Origin of the sequence: Microcoleus sp. Pol7_A1 (assembly GCF_036701085.1) — a bacterium.
Taxonomy (GTDB): domain Bacteria; phylum Cyanobacteriota; class Cyanobacteriia; order Cyanobacteriales; family Microcoleaceae; genus Microcoleus; species Microcoleus asticus.
This window is the reverse complement of sequence record NZ_JAUBQD010000017.1, coordinates 57,579-73,760: the sequence shown is the minus strand read 5'-3', so window position 1 is coordinate 73,760 and position 16,182 is coordinate 57,579. Positions and strand designations below refer to the sequence as shown.

The following is a 16,182-nucleotide window of genomic DNA, read 5'->3' as shown; positions in this document are numbered from 1 at the left end:
ACTTGAGATTTTAGATTGCCGATTTCGTGATTTTCACTTAAATCTGAGATTCTTAATCTAAAACAGCCATTTTTCAACACATAAAAAAGAGGAACTTTATCATGGTAGACGGATTTTTCCGGAAGTTAAAAGATGCGGTCGTCGGGTCAGACAGCGAGCAAGTCGATGCTGACGGCAATTACGAAGATCCCTCAAATCCCGGAGAGTACGGCGACGTGAGTCCGGCCAGCGAAGACCCCTACGGCGACCCCGCCGACAACGCCGGTACCGACTACGGACAGTTCGGCAACGTGAGTCCGGCCAGCGAAGACCCCTACGGCGACCCGGCTGACTACGTAGCGGATGCTGGAATGTTCGGCGACGTGAGTCCGGCCAGCGAAGACCCCTACGGCGACCCGGCGGATGAGGAAGAGTTTAGTTGAGTCAGTTAGCTAGAAAAATTACCTGGTAAGCAACACCACCCCTGCGGGGGTGTTTTTTTTGGGGAAATACCACGAGTGAGCGAAAGATGAGCGGAAAAGGGAACTCTTGAGGCAATAGAGAATCTGAAACCCTTAACCGACAAGAATTATTAAACGGAGAGGGTGGGATTTGAACCCACGGTGACATCACTGCCACACTCGATTTCAAGTCGAGCGCATTCGACCACTCTGCCACCTCTCCGGGCGCATAAATTTTATCATACCAGCAAATGTCTCTAACTACAAATAGCCGCAGATTCAGTGCGCCGATAAAGAATTTGTTCTCTTTCTACCGCGAAATCTTCGCCTACCCATACCATAGACACTTCCGACACTGCTCCATTTTCCAGCAGGACGATCGAGAAATTGCGCAGTTTCGAGCACTCTCTCTCCACAATTCGCGGTACGCTGGCCGCATTCAAATACACCGTACCCTCCGCACTCACCTCCAGCGACTTCCGCAACTCCTGCTTTGTGTGCCGCAGTTTGTGGTGCATATGACCAAAAGTTACCAGAGGTATGTGCTTCCCAGAACTTCGAGTTCGATCGATCGCCTCCGCAAAATCCGGGTCGCCCCAATCCCCTCCCAGCGGCTTCCAATCTCGCCCGCAGGGGTCTTCAGGAGCCTCTCCTAACCCCGTCGGGCCCGTGTGACCCAAAAAAATCACATTTTCGCAATCCGCCTGAGCAGCAGCCGCTGCTATGCGCCGCGCCGACTCCTCAAAACTTTCTACCCCAAACCACTCCGAGTAAAAATCCCCGTACTTCCACTCCGCTCCCCCCCAAGTAAACGGGCGGCTTCCCACCACAGTTACGCCCAATTCGGGAAAATCCCTTTTCCCGTAACCGACGTGAGCTTCTCCCATTAAATCTAACTGCTGTTTCACCCAATTTTCTTGAGTTCGATCGTAAGGGCACTGACTGCGGCCCCACTCTGTCGCCGTGTACCAAGCGTCGTGGTTCCCAAAAACTGCTGCTTTCCGAATGTCCAATTGGGCGATCGCCCGCACCACCTCCACCGACTCATTGCCAAAATCCCCCACAAACAGCACCAAATCAACGTCCAGATGCTTCAAGGCCTCGCCGTCTTCAGGTTCCCACAGATCGTGAACGTCCCCCACCACCGCAATTTTGATAGATTTAGCTTTATTCATGTGATTTGTCATGTGCGATCGATCCCTAGCCCCTTCTTACTCAGCATAAGAAACAGCGACCAATTTTTGCACTCTCCCCCAGCCTATTTTGGATTTTAGATTTTAGATTTTAGATTGGCTGCACTGAACAGCCAGCACTTTTTGGTGAATTCAACTATAATTCAAAATACACTTTAGCTGTCTTCGCCACCTTCACCGGAATATTCTAACTGTGTTTACCACCGCACCTGCTCCGAACTTGACTCAAACCCGACTGCCCGACGACTTGTTTGCAGCAATTAACGCCCTCAAACAAGAGTTGAACGCCGTCATTCTCGCCCACTATTACCAAGACTCCGAGATTCAAGACATCGCAGACTTCATTGGCGACTCCCTAGAACTTGCACGCAAAGCTGCCAACACCAGCGCCGATGTCATTGTTTTTGCCGGAGTTCATTTCATGGCTGAAACCGCAAAAATTCTCAATCCCGACAAATTAGTATTGTTGCCAGACTTAAATGCTGGGTGTTCCCTAGCCGACAGTTGCCCTCCCGAAGCCTTTGCAGCTTTCAAAGCCGCTCGACCAGGACATTTGGTAATTTCCTACATTAATTGTACCGCCGCAATTAAGGCAATGAGCGATATAATTTGCACCAGTTCTAATGCTGTTAAAATTGTCAACCAAATTCCTGAAAATCAGCCGATAATTTTTGGACCAGACCGCAATCTCGGCCGCTACGTCATGGAACAAACCGGTAGAAATATGGAAATCTGGCAAGGAGCCTGCATCGTCCACGAAAACTTCTCAGAAAAAAAGATAGTTCAACTCAAAATCGAAAATCCCGAAGCCGAAATAATTGCCCACCCAGAATGCGAACCTCCCGTGCTGCGCCACGCTAATTACATCGGCTCCACCACCGCTTTGCTCAAATATTCTCAGTCCAGTTCTAGCCAAGCTTTTATTGTCGCGACTGAACCGGGAATCATTCACCAAATGCAAAAGCAAGCTCCGCACAAACGCTTCATCCCCGCTCCTTCCACCAATAATAACTGCGCTTGCAACGAATGCCCGCACATGAGATTAAATACCTTGGAAAAATTGTATCTCTCCCTAAAGAATCAAACCCCCGAAATTACCATGCCTCTAGATATCCAACTAGCAGCCTTGCAGCCCATCCAGCGAATGCTAGAAATGAGCTAACCCCTCGCTATTTTTAAGTAAATATATTGTATGCTGGGTTGGGCGCGGCGATTAAATTAAATCCTCGCCTAACCCATCAACATCGATCGGCAATCCGTGAATCAGTTGTCAAACTCTTTCTCTTCTGTTCCTCTGCGCCTCTGCGCCTGTGAGGTTCCTTTAAAACTCATGAACGATAAATGATGCCGGAAAAACTGATTGTTTTCACTCGCTATCCCGAACCGGGAACAACCAAAACTCGACTAATTCCGGTGCTGGGAAAAACAGGCGCTGCCAACCTTCACCGCTTGATGGCCCAACGGACGATCGCCTGCGCTCTCTCTCTCCAAAAATCCCGCAGATTATCCGTAGAAATTCACCGATCCGGCGGCAGCCAACAACTGATGCAAGAGTGGTTAGGAAATGATATTATTTGTCAAAATCAAAGAGACGGCGATTTGGGCGCAAGAATGACAGCAGCATTTGAAAAGTCTTTTAATTCAGGGGTTGAGAAAACTGCAATTATCGGCACTGATTGTCCTGGTTTGAAAGCAGAAATCATGGCACAAGCTTTTGAGGAACTGAGCCAGCACGATTTAGTTTTGGGCCCGGCAAAAGACGGAGGTTATTATTTGATCGGGCTGCGGCGAACGATACCGGAATTGTTCGGTGGCATTCAGTGGGGAACCAGTGAAGTATTTGCTTGTACGCAGGCGATCGCCCAAAATCTCGACCTCAATATTGCTTATCTTCCCACTCTTGCAGATATCGATCGACCAGAAGACCTGCGCGGTTTAGATATTAATATATTGAAATAACTAAAGTCGATTTTAATTATATTAACTAAGATAATTTATCCTAGTTGATTATAAAAATTTACTCGATCCTGAAACCAGAATGTCATAATATATAAAGTGTATTTGTCTAACCAAATGCAGCGGTTAGACAGCGCTTGAGAGAATACTCCCAGGCGCGATCAAAAGCTAAAAAGTAGCAAATAATAATAACTCACATTTGTACAAAACCCGCCCTCCCAGATCAAAGCCGAATCTAGGCGCTGGTCAGGCGTAAAAAATTAGCAAATAACAGATAAGCTTTGTACAAAACCCGCCCTCTATCTCACGGGCTGCTTAATTCAGTATGCCGCCAGAAAATCGCCATCTCAAAATTTCTATTATAATTCCCGTCTTAAATGAAGCGCCTACAATTGCCCGAGTCATCTCCACCGCCCTTCAGGCAAAAAATGTCGAAATAATTGTCGCCGACGGCGGCAGCAGCGACGGTACAGCAGATATAGCAAAATCTTTGGGCATCCGAGTTATCTGCACGGCCCGAGGTCGCGCAGTTCAAATGAATGCAGGTGCAGCCGCAGCTACTGGAGAAATCCTGCTGTTTCTCCACGCCGACACTCTTTTGCCTCGCGGGTACGACTCTGGCGCGCGTGAGGCACTCGCTAAACCGTCCGCAGTAGCGGGGGCCTTTCAACTCAAGATTGAGGCCCGCAGGTTCTGTCTGCGTCTGGTAGAAACAGGGGTAAACTGGCGATCGAACTTTCTGCAAATGCCCTACGGCGATCAAGCCATTTTCCTCAAAGCAGCTACCTTTGACAAAATGGGCGGTTTTCCCGACTTGCCCCTCATGGAAGACTTTGAATTCGTGCGCCGGTTGAAAAAACAAGGCCGCATCGAAATAGTACCCCAGCCAGTGCTGACCTCCGCCCGTCGCTGGCAGCAGCTTGGGGTCATCAAAACCACCGCCATTAATCAAATAGTAATCATCGCTTATTTCCTGGGAGTGTCGCCCGATCGACTCGCTTTCTGGTATAAGGGACAAAAGAAAAATTCTTCTGAAAACTAAAGAATAGTGAACTTTTCTAAAGCTCACCGTTAATTATGTAAATAGGAAACACGTCCCTGCGTAAAATATGACTTGAACGCCTCAACTTTATTAAACTGCGAGGACAAACAGAATATGGCCGATCCCAGAGATGCAGAGCTTATTAAACCCTTTAACGGCGACCCCTTCACGGGTCATCTAGCAACTCCCATCAGTGCTTCTGATTTCACAAAAGCATTCATTGGGAACTTGCCCGCTTACCGCAAAGGACTCTCGCCCCTAGTTCGAGGTCTAGAAATCGGTTTGGCCCACGGTTATTTCCTCGTCGGCCCCGAAATCGTCTTCGGACCCCTGCGGGATTATCCCGAAGCAGCTAATCTCGGCGGATTAATTACAGCCCTCGTCTTAGTTCTGCTTGGCACACTAGGTATGTCTGCTTACGGTTTGGTGTCTTTCAAGCAAGACAACACCAGCTACCCTAGTGCTAATCCCATGACTCCCGATTCCCTCAGAAATGCTGAAGGGTGGAGCCAGCTTACCGCTGGTTTCTTCATTGGCGGGATGAGCGGCGTCTTTGCTGCCTATTTCTTACTCGAAAACTTTAACGGCGTTGACGCCATTTTCCGGGGTTTAGTCAACAATTAGGTTTCACTGCCAAATACCCCTGTTGGAACACACTAACTTTAGTTTGGAGAATTAGATATGACAGGTTCCTACGCTGCTTCTTTCTTGCCTTGGATTTTGATTCCGGTTATTACATGGTTAATGCCGGTTGTGGTAATGGGTTTGTTGTTTATCTACATTGAAAGCGACGCCTGAGCCTTACCCCGAAAGTAAGACCTAAGTTGGAAAGCCGAAGTAAAACGATTGACGAACAATTTCTCTGAAATTTCTAGATAAATCTAGGGAAAATCAGCAAAAATTGTTTTGAGATTGCTGGCAATCACAAAACTTAGCTTCTTTACCCCCATCCCCAGAATTTATCTGTGGAGCAATCTTTCAGTTTTCTTACTTCAGAACTCGTAATTGCCAAAAAATCCTCTGCCTGCAGGCAGAGGATTTTTTTACAAATAAGACAAATTATCCGATTAGGGAACACAAATTGCCAAATTCTAAGCCACAATTGTTATGGAAACTTATTCATGAGGAGACAGCGATGCAATTTTCCCCCGCACGCCGAATCTTAGCTCCATTCCTGATCTCGGTACTTCTGCTGGTGACCGCCTGCGGTCAAACCCAAGCCCCCTCCCGCTGGGACAAAGCCCAGCAGGAAAGCACCCAAAAACCTGCTCAAGCCAAGCAGACAACTGCTGACAAATCAAGTGCTAGTAATCAAAACCTGCCCAAAAAGGCAGTTGCAGGCGGCCAATTAAATAAATACTTCCCGTCTTCTGGCGGTGGATTCGATCGCGTCTTCGCTCAAGAAAAATCCGGTTTTGCTGAAGCTAAGCTGAACAAAGGCGGTAAAAATGTCGCGATGCTCTCGATTAACGACATCGCCGGCAACCCCTCGGCAGGCGCAAAATTTCAGCAAAGTACCAAGCAAATCGGCGGCTATCCCGCAGTTAATCAGGGTGCTAATATCACCGCTGTTTTAGTGGCAAATCGCTATCAGGTGAAAGTTCAATCCCGCGATCCGTCTTTTACCGCTAGCGATCGCGAAGCTTGGCTGTCAAAATTTAACCTCGGTGGCCTCGCTCGCGTCAAGTAGCAATGTCTATGGTCAAACTCCGCGCCCGACTCCAGTCTGGCGCTATTAGAACTAAGTCTGCCAAAATAAGACTGTGAAGTTCTTGCCATCTGCCAAAAGTAATAGCTTTGATTCCCGTTCTAGCAAAAGGAGTTTTTTGTGAGCAAAACAGTCTTTGAATTAGTCGATACACTGCCTAAAGACAACATGACTGTCAAAGCCCTGCGAGCGCTTGACTTTGTGGTTCCCGGCGAGTGGAACAATTTAGTTGGCTTTGAAAATACCATTCGCACCGTTACTGGCGAAACTGACGAAGAACTGATCCAGCAAATCGGCGAGCGCGCCATCTACCTCTACAACGATAAGTCTCAGGGCTACCAGCGCGCTCTGTGGCTTTACCAAACTATTGACAGTGCCGACAAGGCTTTGGGCAGTGCCGCCCTCGCTAACAAGGTTGCGGAAAATGTCTCGTTTTTGTCGTTCCTCGGCAATATCACTCCCAAGGCTGAAAAAGCTCAAACGATCGACCTTTCTTTGAAGTTAGTCACGGAGTTGCTCGCTTTTTGCCAAATCAACGGTCTTCCCGGCGACAGCATCGGCGATTTTGCCGGATCTTTGGGCGACTACGGCGGCGAATCCCTGATGCGGATGGCAGCTTTGGTTTGCTTTGATGGTTTGATCCCCCTGGGCCCAGACTTTATCATGGCAACTCAGTCTTGGATTCAAAAGCTCTCCCCTAGCGATTTGCAAGATAATCAGGCTTTTAAGTCGATCGGCGACCAGATTCCAGGGGGCTCTCCCGCAGGCCAACTCGGCTTTATTGGCGAAAGCTTTAACTCGGTTTCTGGCTGGATGAGCTCTTTTGTGAGCGATCGAGGTTTGACTCCCCAAAACGTACTCGGCCACTTGCAGAATTTTGTAGACATTTCTGCTGATAAGGTGGACTACGTGGGCGCATTCCTCGACATTACTACCAACTACTACGAACACACCGGTGTTCAAACTCTCGCCCGCCGTTTGATTGAACGAGCTGTCGCAGAGATTTAGAATAATCTCAAGAGTTGTGATGTTTGCGGGCGATCGCCCTGAGTGTGTTGAGTTCAAATTTTTTTGAATCGCAATTTTCTCAGGTTGGTTTTCGATAAAAACTGTGTGCGATAGAGAAAGTCGATCGCCCGCACCTGCACTCACAACTCCTTACCGATCACTTTTAAAAGGAAGCGTTAATGCCAGAAGAACCGCAAAATCCTACTGCTGGGGAATCGGAAACTCCCAGTGCTTCGATCGAGAACGCCCCGAGTTCCGACGCACCCGAGACAAGCTACTTTCCCAGCCCTGACAAGCCTCAGCCGGCTGCTAAAGAACCCGCAGCGAAGAAAGAACCGCAAAATCCTACCGCTGGCGAATCCGAAACTCCCAGTGCTGCGGTGGAGGACGCTCCGAGTTCCGACGCACCCGAGACAACTGACATTCCCAGCACTGACAAGCCTCAGGCTGCTGCTAAAAAGCCCGCAGCCAAGAAAGAACCGAAAAATCCTACCGCTGGCGAATCGGAAACTCCCAGTGCTGCGGTGGAGGACGCTCCGAGTTCCGACGCACCCGAGACAACTGACATTCCCAGCACTGACAAGCCTCAGGCTGCTGCTAAAAAGCCCGCAGCCAAGAAAGAACCGAAAAATCCTACCGCTGGCGAATCGGAAACTCCCAGTGCTGCGGTGGAGGACGCTCCGAGTTCCGACGCACCCGAGACAACTGAGACAACTGACTTGCCCAGCACTGACAAGCCTCAAGCGGCTGCTAAAAAGCCCGCAGCAAAGGCGGACGGCGACAAGCCCCCAGCTAAAGCCAAAAAGGAAAAAGCACCTGCTGTTGAAGACAAGCCCTTTGCGGATTTTATTCAACAAGATTATTTGCCCGCCTTGCAAACTGCTTTAACTAAGCAGGGCGTTAAGGATTTAGAGGTGAGTTTGATCAAGCAAAAACTTCCCGTTGCTGGCATGAGTTCCGCCGGCGATTGCTGGCAGGTAATTGGTAAATTCCAAGAAGGTGAGCGCCAATTTAACCTGTATTTTCCTCAAGAAAATATTCAAAGTCAAAGAGCATTTTCCTGCGCTGAAAATAATACAAAAACCAGCACTTTAGAGCCTTTTTTGATAGACGAGCGCAAGGTTACTCTAGACCTCATGGTTTTTGGCGTAGTTCAGCGGCTTAATGCTCAAAAATGGCTAAATCTTAATTAGTTATTAGTCATTAGTCATTAGTTATTAGTTGTTAGTCATTAATTGCTTGTCTTTAGGCATTTACTAATGAGTTTCAGGGCGGGTTAATTTGCATATGAACTTTAGCGCTCGCCCCATCTCTAATTTTGCCCCGACTGACTCATAAGTCAGAAGCCATAGCTAATGACTAATGACTAATGACTATTGACTAATGACAGGTTTTCTTCGGATTTTGTCAAAAAATTGCGAGCTTGCATAATGCCGTAAAGGTTAACATCTGTTTCTAACAAACAAGCATGACCGCTGTTAGCCAGCAGCACCATTTCAGCATTGGGAATTACCTTGACTAAAAGCTTCGCTTCTACTAGGGAAGGCAGCAGCCGATCTGCACCGCTAGCAATTACTAGCGTCGGCTGTTTGATGCCGCGCAACTGATTTTCGTCAACATTAAACGATCGCACTAACGCCAATCTCCACACAGACGTATTTTGCGGTACTGCTTGCATCGCTTCTAGCAAAGCTCGCCGATCGTCGCGCCCAATCTTTCCTAAGGATGCTAATATCGGCAATAAACCGATTACCGACAGCGGATAAAGGTTGGCCGGCAGCCACTGAGTCAGGTACGATCCCCACTGCACCCAAGGCTGCTGTCGAAACGAAGAAGCTGGATTGACTAACATTAATCGATCGCACAATTGAGGAGCTTCTAAAACAGTTTTCATCGCTAAACAGCCCCCAAATGACTCGCCACACAGATAAACCGGCCGCTGCGGCTTTCCGGCTTGCTTTTCTGCTTCAATTAAGGCAATTGTTTCGCTAACAAGTACCTCCCAACTAGCCATGTCGTCAGCCGGTACAGTTAAGCAGCGAATGTCGAAATGATTTGCTAATTTAGAAATTTGCGGTCGCAGCAGCAAACCGCTGCCATCCATACCGGGCAGAAATACAAATAAAGGGCGATCGGGTTTCGGCGGTTTGGGGGTTAGGAAACGAACCTTGTTGTTAGCATTTGCCATGATTCAAGTCAATCGATTTTAGATTTTAGATTTTAGATGGGAAATCTGACACCAGCCAACAGTCAGCAGTCAACAGTCAACAGTCAACAAACTTACAAACAACCTCGTTGGAGTAATTCTGCAATTTCCCCCTGACAGTGATCTGTGAGTTCAGCAACAACTGCTTTGGCTTTTTTGCCTCGATATTGCTGCTGTCGATCGACAGTAATCCAGTAAGGCCGGCCGATTAAAACATTAACTCGCTGATAAACTATCACAGGATGCCACCCCGATCGATCGAACAGCGGTTCCGAAGGATCGAAAAAACTCAACAACTTGAGGGGTACACCCGATCGTACCGAGTGTTCCTCAAAAGAACTAATCGCCACCGGCAAAACCGCCAAATCCCGCACCGGAGCCCGCAAAGCCAAATGAGCAAATCCCCGCTGAAACTTCCCCACAGTATTGGGTCCAGTTAGCTTCACCATCGGTTCTGCACCCTCGGGAAACACCCCCACCATCTCTCCGCCTTGCAGCAGCGCTGTCGCTTGAGAGAAAAAATGCTGCTGTCGGTGCTCTGGTGCTTCCAAGGGGAAAGCGCCGAAACTCGTGACAACTTCCCTAATCACGGGGACTTGACCCATGTAATGATGACAAGCAAAGCGGATCGATCGACCCAAAGCCGCCGTCAGCAGCACAGGATCTAAGAAACTGCGGTGATTGCTCACCACCAGCACCGGACTCTCTTGGGGAATCCGGTCTTCGCGGTACACAAACGTCTGCGTTCCCAGACCAGCCAGGAAACAGCGCGAAATCAGCAATTTGCTCTCTGAAGACATGGGCCAAAAGACAGGTGGGACGCTGTAAAGGTGGATTCTATTCTCATGAAGCTTAACATTACTTTACCAAGTCGGGGCTCCCTCAAAAAGTAGACTTTCCCCTTATGCCTTTGTTTCGCCATCCTGGACGCACGGGCGGTCATCACCTTGGTTTTTTGGCGCGTTTACTTCTAGTCAGCCCGCCAAAACAGTACAAAACCGGCTTTCTAGGCGTCGGAGTGCGATCGCCAACTGTTTCGGCAGAAATTCCCAGTCAGCAGCAAAAATATACCAAGTGTTGTGGCAACTTATTAAAGAATGTTTACAACAACCCCAAAACCAAGTTGCGGCAGCTAAACTTAGAAATTTACAGTGGGCATTGACGCACTGTCAAAGTATTTTTGGACAAGTCGTAATAGCAATCTCCAGAGGCATCAAATGAATAACATCCAAAACTATCGCCTTAAATGTACCCTCACCTTTGGCGACATTTACGGTCAAATCATTGTTTGGCTGATAGTCATCTTCCTGAGTCTAGCGTCGGCACTCGCCTTGTGGAGTAGCGCCCGCCAAATCTACGCCTTGGCTACCGTCGGCTTGATTTTAGTGCTGTCTCTGCCCTTCTTGCTGTTTGCTTTCGTTACAACTTTACTAAATAACATTGAAGTGCTTGCTGTAGAACCCGGTACGGAACCTCAACCTTCTGCAACGGGAAATCAGTCGCTTCAGAACCCTGCCGAAAGCGCCGGCTAGTCCAATTTGAAATTTTAACTTTTGATTTTCCATTCAAATCAAAAGTTAAAAAACTTCCTGCTCTTTTGGTAGGAAGTTTTTTTTTGCGTCACCATAAGTTGAGCAGAACACTCAAAATAATTAAAAGAAATGCTAGAACACGACGTAATCATTGTAGGCGGCGGTTTAGCAGGTTGTCGCGCCGCAGTAGAAATTGCCCGGACTGACCCCAGTTTAAAGGTAGCTGTAGTTGCCAAAACTCACCCGATTCGATCGCACTCCGTCGCAGCCCAAGGTGGGATGGCATCCAGCCTCCAAAATGTCGATCCCGAAGACAGTTGGAAAGCCCACGCCTTCGACACAGTAAAAGGTTCAGACTATTTAGCCGACCAAGACGCTGTAGAAATCCTCACCCGGGAAGCACCGGGTGTAGTCATAGATTTGGAACACATGGGAGTCCTATTCTCCCGCCTCCCAGACGGCAGAATTGCCCAGCGCGCTTTCGGCGGACATTCCCACCGCCGCACCTGCTACGCCGCCGACAAAACCGGTCACGCCATCCTCCACGAATTGGTCAATAATCTCCGCCGTTACGGAGTTCACATCTATCAGGAGTGGTACGTTACCCGCCTGATTTTGGAAGAAGGCCAAGCCAAGGGGGTAGTTATGTACCGCCTGCTAGACGGTCAAATTGAGGTTGTCCGTGCTAAGGCTGTGATGTTTGCCACGGGCGGTTACGGCCGAGTTTACAATACCACGTCGAACGATTACGCCTCGACGGGAGACGGTTTGGCAATGACGGCTTTAGCTGGATTGCCGCTGGAAGATATGGAATTCGTACAGTTTCACCCGACTGGTTTGTATCCCGTGGGAGTGCTGATTTCGGAGGCTGTGCGGGGCGAAGGCGCTTATTTGATTAATTCAGAGGGCGATCGATTTATGGCCAATTATGCCCCGTCGCGGATGGAATTAGCGCCCAGAGATATCACTTCGCGGTCAATATCCATAGAAATTCGCGCCGGCCGAGGAATTAATGTTGATGGTAGTGCCGGCGGCCCCTTTATTTACCTCGATTTGCGGCACATGGGACGCGAAAAAATTATGAGCAAAATTCCTTTTGCTTGGGAAGAAGCCCACCGTTTGTTAGGAATTGATGCCGTAAATCAGCCGATGCCGGTGCGCCCTACCGTTCACTATTCAATGGGTGGAATTCCTACTAATGTTAGAGGACAAGTTCGCAGCAGTCCTGACAGTTTGGTAGACGGTTTCTTTGCAGCGGGGGAAGCAGCTTGCGTGTCAGTTCACGGTGCCAACCGTTTGGGCAGCAATTCGCTGTTGGAATGCGTAGTTTACGGCAAAGTTACTGGCGCAACCATAGCACAATTCGTGCAAAATCGCAAGTTGCCTGCCGTAGAGGAACAGCGTTATATTGCGGAAGCAAAAGAGCAAATTCAGGCACTTGTAGAACGTCCCGGAAAATACCGAATCAATCAAGTGCGGCAGCAGTATCAAGATACTATGACTGAGTATTGTGGCGTATTTCGTAGCGCCGAATTGATGCAGGAAGGTTTAAATAAATTGGAGGATTTAGAGCGACAATATGAGGAGGTTTACTTAGACGATAAAGGCAAGTTGTGGAATACGGAAATTGTGGAAGCTTTGGAGTTGCGGAGTTTGATAATTGTCGGGAAAATGATTTTAACTTCTGCTTTGAACCGTCAGGAAAGTCGGGGAGCTCATTCGCGGGAAGATTTTACTGAGCGCGATGACGGCAATTTTTTGAAGCATACAATGGCCTATTATTCGCCTGCGGGGATTGATTTGGCTTATATGCCGGTGGCGATTACGATGTTTGAGCCGCAGGAGAGGAAGTATTAATTAGTAGGGTGGGCGATGCCAGCCCTGTTAAGGTTGTGAAGAAATCCCTCAAACGCTTGAAATTGGGTAGCGGGCGATCGTTAAATCTGATTCTTTTAAAAGGCGATCGGCAATAAACCAGGTTTATTGCCGATCGCCACCCCCTAGAATGACGCAAATCAGTCTATCGCACCTTGACTGGGCTGGCTGGCAATGCGTACCTTACCAATTGAGAGGAAATTCGGCAATCTTTAGTCTCTTCTACCACTTTTAGTTATCTTGGGCTATAATTATGTCAGATGCGACATATTTGTAAACTTTATGACTAGACTACTTAATTTATGGAATCCCAAGGCGAGAACAAAGATGTTGTTTGGCTCATCAGAGGCTCCGTAAAAACTCCCCCTTTTTCCGCCTCAGCGCGAATTGAGGCAGGGATTTTATTAAGGATGTTACAAAATGGAGAAATTTTAGCCATGCCTGTCTCTCGGCCTATGCCAAGCATCAGCCCTCACTGCCACGAATTGCGGATCGATGATAGTGAAGCCGGTAAACAGTGGCGAATTATTTACCGGATTGACTCAGATGCTATTGTCATTGCAGAGGTGTTTCAAAAAACTACCCAGAAAACGCCTAAGCGCGCGATCGAAAACAGTCAAAAACGACTGAGATTGTACGACGATCAAAGCTCAGGAGAAACCTAGTTATTTCAGGACTTCCTTTAGGGTGGGCATTGCCCACCTTACAAATTGAGAGACAATTCACCATTCACAATCCTTGCTCTGTGCAATTCATATAATTAAAAGAGGTAATATTTACAATGGATGCCATGAAACGTCAACGTTTAGAAGCAGCAGGTTGGCGGGTGGGAGATGCCGCAGACTTTCTAGAACTTTCAGCCGAAGAAATTGCTTTTATTGAGATGAAGCTGTCTCTAATTAAACGCTTGAAGCAGCTTCGCATTAGTCAAAATCTTTCTCAAGAAAGTTTGGCTAAGAAAATTAAATCTAGTCAGTCACGGGTAGCTAAAATAGAAGCTGGCGATCCGTCTGTTTCTCTTGATTTGATGGTAAGGACAATGCTAGCGCTGGGAGCAACTCGCGAGGATGTGGCACTTGCTATTACTTCTTCCAAAAGCTGAGAAGCAGACAGTTGACATTTGAGAATCTTATAGAATTTGAAGTTAACTGTATCCCGATAAAACTATCTCATCCGTGATAATTGTGGCTAACTTCCTCCACCGATAAACTTAAGGCCTCCGCCACTTGTTCGGCACTCAACCCCATTCCCAACAACCGGGGAATTGCATCCCTTCTTGCCTGAAATTCAGCTTGTCGTGCCTGTTCTGCACTCTCGGCCCTTTCGCGCTGTTGCTCCCCTCGCAATCTCTCTAATTCTGCTCTTTCATCGCCAATCAACAGCAAATTACCTTCCTCGTCCCACCAGCGCAGCCAAAGCATGGTTTGATTTTGATAACTGCCTTGCCAAAGTCCCAATTCTACGCCTAAAGGTGCAATGGGAAAATGACCGCGCTGATTGAGTTCTAACAGTTGATAATACCCGTCAATCAACCGATAAACTTCTAATTTGCCATTATTAACTTGGTAGATGCCGTAATAGGGAATTCGCATCACCCGCTCGTAAACCCAAAACTTTCCAGGTTTAGTGACTACCCCTTTATCGGTGCGCGATAAAGGAGTACGTGAAGCGAAGATATCCCGAAGGAAATCGCGCTCTTGATCCCCGTTCCCGCTGGCAAATTCCAAAGCAATTAATGGTGCTATGTGTTCCCGCCACAGCACGTAGAAACGCCGAATTTGACCGTCAATGTTAGGAGGTACATTCGGAACGTTAAACCAATCAGGAGCTTCTGCACCTTCGCCGATTCAGTTTCTCGCCAGTAAATGCCGCAGTCTTGACCGATGGCATATTGTCCGTCAGGATGCCGCTGCTGCACAATTTACCCGATCGAATCAGTTAAAATTAAACTCTGCGGATGCTCCTGAAAATTTTTAACAAAAGTATCGTCGGAGTCTGGTAATTGAGTGTGGTCTGGAAAAGCAGGAGGTACAACAATGCGGTTAACGCTAGCAGTCACAATTCCCTCCGAGGTCTTACCTAATTGGTAATTAGTAATTGGTCATCTCAAATCTAGGTTAAAGAACTCGGCATGGGTAGGGACACAGCAGTGCTGTGTCCTTACAGTTATAAGGTACTTAAAACACTCCTTAAGGTTTTGGTAGCGCACCTTCAGGAATTGGGGAAGCCGCAGGTTCGGGACTGGCATCTTCTGCTGTTGGAGAAGGCGAAGGAGTGCCGCTAGCTAACTGATTAATTTGGTCTTTATAGTTAGGAGGAGCTAACTCAGTAGCTCGATCGAACAGCGTTTTTGCCTCATCTGTTTTGCCCTGTTCCTTCAGCACGATCGCCTTTCCTAAAGTCGGGCGAAAATCTTTGGGATTAGCCTTAGCAGATTCGTCGTAAATTGCGATCGCCTCCTCGTAGCGCTTCTGCACAGCATAAACCTGTCCCAAAATCAACTGCACCGAAGTTACATCAACACTTTCCGGTTTTGCCTGATTGGCAGCCGGAGCCGCCTTCAGCGTATCTTGCAGCAGTCCGATCGCAGCTTCCGGCCGCTGCTGCACTAGCAACAAATTCACCAACCCCTGCAAAGCCTTAATTTCCCCAGGCTTAGACGCTAAAATTGACCTGTAAGCTTGAGCAGCCCCTTCGCGATCGCCCGTGCGTTCCTTAGCCTGAGCCAGCAAAATCCCGTATTCAGTAGTCTCGGGATTCAGCGAAGCCAACTTTTCCAAAGGACCGATCGCATCCTTAATGTCCCCCACTCCTTGCCCGATCAACTCCAGCCGCACCTGCAACAATCCCCGCAAAGCCGTTACGTTGTCAGGTTCCCGCTGCAAAACCAATTCGTACCCCCTCGCCTGAGCTTGCAGCAACTCTGATTGCTTCTCCCCAGACTGCGCCGTCTGAACAGGCGTTGGAGTTGACCGACTTTGCACTTGGCTGGCCTTGAGAATACTGTCCAAAATTGGCACAAGAGAAAATCCCAAAAAAGCGATGAGCGACAGCACCACCACCACAGTAATCAACCCACGACGCTTGTTTGCTTTTTCCATAATTCAACTATCCCAGCTTAAAATCTACTATTTTCTAAGAATTAACGCATCGCCCGGGGGCATCTGCCATTTAACTAGATCGGTGCAACGGTAAAGGTTTTTAACTTCAAAGTCCCAACGG

At 48.0% G+C, this 16,182-nt stretch carries 18 protein-coding genes, 1 tRNA gene and 1 pseudogene; 14 read left to right on the top strand and 6 right to left on the bottom strand.

The genetic code is table 11. The features are described from left to right. Positions 1 to 101 precede the first annotated feature (101 nt). Positions 102 to 422 (top strand): translation initiation factor, encoded by a 321-nt coding sequence (locus QUA20_RS12550; RefSeq protein ID WP_333189151.1) that lies wholly within the window; start codon positions 102 to 104, stop codon positions 420 to 422. Between the two features lie 154 nt (positions 423 to 576). Here QUA20_RS12550 and QUA20_RS12545 read toward each other — a convergent pair. Continuing rightward, positions 577 to 663, bottom strand: a tRNA-Ser gene (locus tag QUA20_RS12545). Positions 664 to 697: 34 nt separating this feature from the next. Further along, entirely contained in the window at positions 698 to 1,615 is a 918-nt protein-coding gene (locus tag QUA20_RS12540) for a TIGR04168 family protein (RefSeq protein WP_333189150.1), read from the bottom strand. 211 nt (positions 1,616 to 1,826) lie between these two features. On the opposite strand from QUA20_RS12540, the gene nadA reads away from it, so the two are divergent. From nadA to QUA20_RS12500, 8 genes are all read left to right on the top strand, one after another. Continuing rightward, positions 1,827 to 2,795: a quinolinate synthase NadA gene (gene nadA, locus QUA20_RS12535; protein ID WP_333189149.1), complete on the top strand. Its 969-nt coding sequence runs from the start codon at positions 1,827 to 1,829 to the stop codon at positions 2,793 to 2,795. A 179-nt stretch (positions 2,796 to 2,974) separates the two neighbouring features. After that, positions 2,975 to 3,592: a TIGR04282 family arsenosugar biosynthesis glycosyltransferase gene (locus QUA20_RS12530; RefSeq protein ID WP_333189148.1), complete on the top strand. Its 618-nt coding sequence runs from the start codon at positions 2,975 to 2,977 to the stop codon at positions 3,590 to 3,592. A 322-nt stretch (positions 3,593 to 3,914) separates the two neighbouring features. Then, complete coding sequence (locus QUA20_RS12525; RefSeq protein ID WP_333189147.1) at positions 3,915 to 4,631, top strand: TIGR04283 family arsenosugar biosynthesis glycosyltransferase; 717 nt, start codon at positions 3,915 to 3,917, stop codon at positions 4,629 to 4,631. Positions 4,632 to 4,745: 114 nt separating this feature from the next. After that, positions 4,746 to 5,255, top strand: coding sequence for a photosystem I reaction center protein subunit XI (locus QUA20_RS12520; protein ID WP_172191067.1), 510 nt, complete (start codon positions 4,746 to 4,748; stop codon positions 5,253 to 5,255). Between the two features lie 57 nt (positions 5,256 to 5,312). Continuing rightward, positions 5,313 to 5,429: a photosystem I reaction center subunit VIII gene (locus QUA20_RS12515; RefSeq protein WP_015174678.1), complete on the top strand. Its 117-nt coding sequence runs from the start codon at positions 5,313 to 5,315 to the stop codon at positions 5,427 to 5,429. A 337-nt stretch (positions 5,430 to 5,766) separates the two neighbouring features. Beyond that, entirely contained in the window at positions 5,767 to 6,321 is a 555-nt protein-coding gene (locus QUA20_RS12510; protein WP_172191051.1) for a hypothetical protein, read from the top strand. Positions 6,322 to 6,459: 138 nt separating this feature from the next. Then, positions 6,460 to 7,347, top strand: coding sequence for a hypothetical protein (locus tag QUA20_RS12505; protein WP_333189146.1), 888 nt, complete (start codon positions 6,460 to 6,462; stop codon positions 7,345 to 7,347). A 179-nt stretch (positions 7,348 to 7,526) separates the two neighbouring features. Beyond that, positions 7,527 to 8,540, top strand: coding sequence for a DUF2996 domain-containing protein (locus tag QUA20_RS12500; protein WP_333189145.1), 1,014 nt, complete (start codon positions 7,527 to 7,529; stop codon positions 8,538 to 8,540). 173 nt (positions 8,541 to 8,713) lie between these two features. Here the strand turns inward: QUA20_RS12500 and QUA20_RS12495 are convergent, their stop codons facing one another. Next, positions 8,714 to 9,535, bottom strand: coding sequence for an alpha/beta hydrolase (locus tag QUA20_RS12495; protein WP_333189144.1), 822 nt, complete (start codon positions 9,533 to 9,535; stop codon positions 8,714 to 8,716). A gap of 92 nt (positions 9,536 to 9,627) precedes the next feature. Continuing rightward, positions 9,628 to 10,353, bottom strand: coding sequence for a lysophospholipid acyltransferase family protein (locus tag QUA20_RS12490; RefSeq protein ID WP_172191059.1), 726 nt, complete (start codon positions 10,351 to 10,353; stop codon positions 9,628 to 9,630). Between the two features lie 104 nt (positions 10,354 to 10,457). Here QUA20_RS12490 and QUA20_RS12485 point away from each other — a divergent pair, with 104 nt between their 5' ends. The 5 genes from QUA20_RS12485 (at position 10,458) to QUA20_RS12465 (ending at position 14,062) form a co-directional block, all read left to right on the top strand. After that, entirely contained in the window at positions 10,458 to 10,715 is a 258-nt protein-coding gene (locus QUA20_RS12485) for a hypothetical protein (RefSeq protein ID WP_333189143.1), read from the top strand. Positions 10,716 to 10,770: 55 nt separating this feature from the next. Next, positions 10,771 to 11,085 carry a hypothetical protein gene (locus QUA20_RS12480; RefSeq protein ID WP_015174671.1) on the top strand — a complete coding sequence of 105 codons (315 nt, stop codon included), beginning with the start codon at positions 10,771 to 10,773 and terminating at the stop codon, positions 11,083 to 11,085. Between the two features lie 129 nt (positions 11,086 to 11,214). After that, entirely contained in the window at positions 11,215 to 12,942 is a 1,728-nt protein-coding gene (locus tag QUA20_RS12475) for a succinate dehydrogenase/fumarate reductase flavoprotein subunit (RefSeq protein WP_333189142.1), read from the top strand. Between the two features lie 320 nt (positions 12,943 to 13,262). Further along, positions 13,263 to 13,625: a type II toxin-antitoxin system RelE/ParE family toxin gene (locus tag QUA20_RS12470; RefSeq protein WP_333189141.1), complete on the top strand. Its 363-nt coding sequence runs from the start codon at positions 13,263 to 13,265 to the stop codon at positions 13,623 to 13,625. A gap of 125 nt (positions 13,626 to 13,750) precedes the next feature. Then, positions 13,751 to 14,062 carry a helix-turn-helix transcriptional regulator gene (locus QUA20_RS12465; RefSeq protein WP_333189140.1) on the top strand — a complete coding sequence of 104 codons (312 nt, stop codon included), beginning with the start codon at positions 13,751 to 13,753 and terminating at the stop codon, positions 14,060 to 14,062. Between the two features lie 67 nt (positions 14,063 to 14,129). Here the strand turns inward: QUA20_RS12465 and QUA20_RS12460 are convergent. Together QUA20_RS12460 and QUA20_RS12455 are read right to left on the bottom strand one after the other, a co-directional pair. Continuing rightward, positions 14,130 to 15,019: pseudogene (locus tag QUA20_RS12460) on the bottom strand (Uma2 family endonuclease). A 130-nt stretch (positions 15,020 to 15,149) separates the two neighbouring features. Beyond that, entirely contained in the window at positions 15,150 to 16,061 is a 912-nt protein-coding gene (locus QUA20_RS12455; protein WP_333189139.1) for a tetratricopeptide repeat protein, read from the bottom strand. Positions 16,062 to 16,182 lie beyond the last annotated feature (121 nt).

Coding starts and splice junctions, on each gene's coding strand:
- QUA20_RS12525 (WP_333189147.1), top strand. CDS start 3,915: ATGCCGCCAGAAAATCGCCATCTCAAAATTTCTATTATAATTCCCGTC.
- QUA20_RS12480 (WP_015174671.1), top strand. CDS start 10,771: ATGAATAACATCCAAAACTATCGCCTTAAATGTACCCTCACCTTTGGC.
- QUA20_RS12540 (WP_333189150.1), bottom strand. CDS start 1,615: ATGAATAAAGCTAAATCTATCAAAATTGCGGTGGTGGGGGACGTTCAC.
- QUA20_RS12550 (WP_333189151.1), top strand. CDS start 102: ATGGTAGACGGATTTTTCCGGAAGTTAAAAGATGCGGTCGTCGGGTCA.
- QUA20_RS12520 (WP_172191067.1), top strand. CDS start 4,746: ATGGCCGATCCCAGAGATGCAGAGCTTATTAAACCCTTTAACGGCGAC.
- QUA20_RS12465 (WP_333189140.1), top strand. CDS start 13,751: ATGAAACGTCAACGTTTAGAAGCAGCAGGTTGGCGGGTGGGAGATGCC.
- QUA20_RS12470 (WP_333189141.1), top strand. CDS start 13,263: ATGGAATCCCAAGGCGAGAACAAAGATGTTGTTTGGCTCATCAGAGGC.
- QUA20_RS12455 (WP_333189139.1), bottom strand. CDS start 16,061: ATGGAAAAAGCAAACAAGCGTCGTGGGTTGATTACTGTGGTGGTGGTG.
- QUA20_RS12510 (WP_172191051.1), top strand. CDS start 5,767: ATGCAATTTTCCCCCGCACGCCGAATCTTAGCTCCATTCCTGATCTCG.
- QUA20_RS12515 (WP_015174678.1), top strand. CDS start 5,313: ATGACAGGTTCCTACGCTGCTTCTTTCTTGCCTTGGATTTTGATTCCG.
- QUA20_RS12530 (WP_333189148.1), top strand. CDS start 2,975: ATGATGCCGGAAAAACTGATTGTTTTCACTCGCTATCCCGAACCGGGA.
- QUA20_RS12475 (WP_333189142.1), top strand. CDS start 11,215: ATGCTAGAACACGACGTAATCATTGTAGGCGGCGGTTTAGCAGGTTGT.
- QUA20_RS12500 (WP_333189145.1), top strand. CDS start 7,527: ATGCCAGAAGAACCGCAAAATCCTACTGCTGGGGAATCGGAAACTCCC.
- QUA20_RS12490 (WP_172191059.1), bottom strand. CDS start 10,353: ATGTCTTCAGAGAGCAAATTGCTGATTTCGCGCTGTTTCCTGGCTGGT.
- QUA20_RS12485 (WP_333189143.1), top strand. CDS start 10,458: ATGCCTTTGTTTCGCCATCCTGGACGCACGGGCGGTCATCACCTTGGT.
- QUA20_RS12495 (WP_333189144.1), bottom strand. CDS start 9,535: ATGGCAAATGCTAACAACAAGGTTCGTTTCCTAACCCCCAAACCGCCG.